Raw genomic sequence first — 2,665 nt, 5'->3', positions numbered from 1 at the left:
GTCGACACGACCTGGAAGTTCCGGGAGATGATCGCCTTTCGCGATCAGGCCGCGGCGGATGCGCGGATGGACCTCATCGTCCACACCAACCAGGAGGGGATCGCGCAAGGCGTCAATCCCTTCGACTATGGCTCGTCGGTCTATACCAACATCATGAAGACCGACGCGCTCAAGCAGGCGCTGACCCAGTACGGCTTCGACGCCGCCTTCGGCGGAGCGCGGCGCGACGAGGAGAAGTCCAGAGCCAAGGAGCGGATCTTCTCCTTCCGGACCCAGAACCATGGCTGGGATCCGAAGAACCAGCGGCCGGAACTGTGGAGCCTCTACAATGCGCGGGTGAAGAAGGGCGAGTCGATCCGCGCCTTCCCCCTGTCGAACTGGACCGAGCTCGACATCTGGCAGTACATCCTGAAGGAGAACATCCCGATCGTGCCCTTGTACTTTGCCGCCGAGCGCCCGGTGGTCGCCCGCGACGGCCAGTGGATCATGGTCGACGACGAGCGCCTGCCGCTCGACGAAGGCGAGACGCCTCAGATGCGGCTGATCCGCTTCCGTACGCTCGGCTGCTATCCGCTGACGGCGGCGATGGAATCGCCCGCCGCCACGCTCCCCGAGATCGTCCACGAGATGCTGCTCGCCCGCACGTCGGAGCGCTCCGGGCGCCTGATCGACCATGACGAGGCGGGCTCGATGGAGAAGAAGAAGCGCGAGGGGTATTTTTGAAGATGGACAACCGGGATTTCGACGCGGCCGCCTTCGCCGACTATCTGCATCGCCACGAGACCAAGGACCTCTTGCGGTTCCTGACCTGCGGCTCGGTCGACGACGGCAAGTCGACCCTCATCGGCCGGCTTCTCTACGACACCAAGCTCCTGTTCGAGGACCAGCTGGCGACGCTCCAGAAGGATTCGATGAAGCACGGGACGGTCGGCGAGGACATCGACTTCGCCCTCCTCGTCGACGGGCTCGAGGCCGAGCGTGAGCAGGGCATCACCATCGATGTCGCCTATCGCTTCTTCGCCACCGACAAGCGCAAGTTCATCGTCGCCGACACGCCGGGCCACGAGCAGTACACCCGCAACATGGCGACCGGCGCGTCCAACGCCGATCTCGCGGTCATCCTGATCGATGCGCGGAAGGGTGTCCTCACCCAGACGCGGCGGCACTCCTACATCGCCTCGCTGCTGGGCATCAAGAATGTCGTGCTGGCGATCAACAAGATCGACCTCGTCGACTATTCCAGGGACGTCTTCGACAAGATCCTCGCCGACTACGATTCCTTCGCGCACGAGCTGACTTTCCAGTCGATCCAGCCGATCCCGATGTCGGCGCGCTTCGGCGACAATGTCACCCAGCGCGGCGAGAAGCTCGGCTGGTACGACGGGCCGACGCTGATCGAGCATCTGGAGGCGGTCGACGTCAGCTCCGATGCCATCCACAAGCCCTTCCGCATGCCGGTGCAGTGGGTGAACCGGCCGAATCTCGACTTTCGCGGCTATTCCGGCACCATCGCCTCCGGCAAACTGACGAAGGGCGACGAGCTCGTGGTCGCGGCCTCGGGCCGGACCTCCAGCGTCAAGGCGATCGTGACCTATGACGGCGAGAAGGAAAGCGCCATCGCCGGCGAAGCGGTGACGGTGACGCTGGCCGACGAGATCGACATCTCGCGCGGCGACCTGTTGAGCGAGGTCACCCACCGGCCGGAAGTCGCCGACCAGTTCTCGGCGCATCTGATCTGGATGCATGACGAGCCGCTGATGCCCGGCCGCTCCTATCTGTTCAAGATCGGCACGCGGACGGTGTCGGGCTCGGTCACCGAGATCAAGTACAATGTCGACGTCAACTCGTTCCAGCGTCTGGCCGCCAAGAAGGTGGCGCTGAACGAGGTGTCGGTGGTGAACCTGTCGTTCCGCGAGCCGATCGCCTTCGACGCCTATGCCGAGAACCCGCAGACCGGCGGCTTCATCGTCATCGACCGCCTCTCCAATCTGACGGTCGGCGCCGGGATGATCGACTTCGCGCTGCGCCGCGCCTCGAACATCCACTGGCAGGCGATCGACCTCGACAAGAAGGCCAGAGGCGAGCTGATGGCCCAGCGTCCGGCGGCGCTGTGGTTCACCGGGCTTTCCGGCGCCGGCAAGTCGACGGTGGCGAACCTCGTCGAGAAGCGCCTCTTCGCCATGGGCAAGCACACCTATCTCCTCGACGGCGACAATATCCGCCACGGGCTCAACCGCGATCTCGGCTTCACCGAGGCGGACCGGGTCGAGAACATCCGCCGCGTCGCCGAAACGGCGCGGCTGTTCGTCGATGCCGGCGTGATCGTCCTGTGCTCCTTCATCTCGCCCTACCGGGCCGAGCGACGGATGGCGCGCGAGCTTCTGGAGCCGGGCGAGTTCGTCGAGGTCTTCGTCGACACGCCGCTGCATGTGGCCGAAAGGCGCGACCCGAAGGGCCTCTACAAGCAGGCGCGTCAGGGCCGGATCAAGAACTTCACCGGCATCGACAGCCCCTACGAGCCCCCCGAGGCCGCCGAGATCAACCTCGCCGCCGGCATGGCCCCGCCGGAAGACCTTGCCGAACAGGTCATCCACTATCTCGAAGAACACGGGTATCTGGGGTGAGCTCAAGCCGAGCGGGGCAGCCATACGCAACGGCGTCCCGC

Annotated in this window: 2 protein-coding genes; both read left to right on the top strand. The window is 65.0% G+C overall.

The genetic code is table 11. From position 1 onward, the window contains the following. Positions 1-723, top strand: a 723-nt coding sequence (gene cysD / locus MF134_RS23715) for a sulfate adenylyltransferase subunit CysD (RefSeq protein WP_255341861.1), incomplete at its 5' end; no start/stop codon positions are given. A gap of 2 nt (positions 724-725) precedes the next feature. After that, positions 726-2,624, top strand: coding sequence for a sulfate adenylyltransferase subunit CysN (gene cysN, locus MF134_RS23710; RefSeq protein WP_255341860.1), 1,899 nt, complete (start codon positions 726-728; stop codon positions 2,622-2,624). Positions 2,625-2,665 lie beyond the last annotated feature (41 nt).

Origin of the sequence: Jiella marina (assembly GCF_024359545.1) — a bacterium.
GTDB lineage: Bacteria > Pseudomonadota > Alphaproteobacteria > Rhizobiales > Rhizobiaceae > Jiella.
The sequence above is the reverse complement of the archived record's forward strand: the minus strand, read 5'-3'. Positions and strand labels throughout refer to the sequence as shown.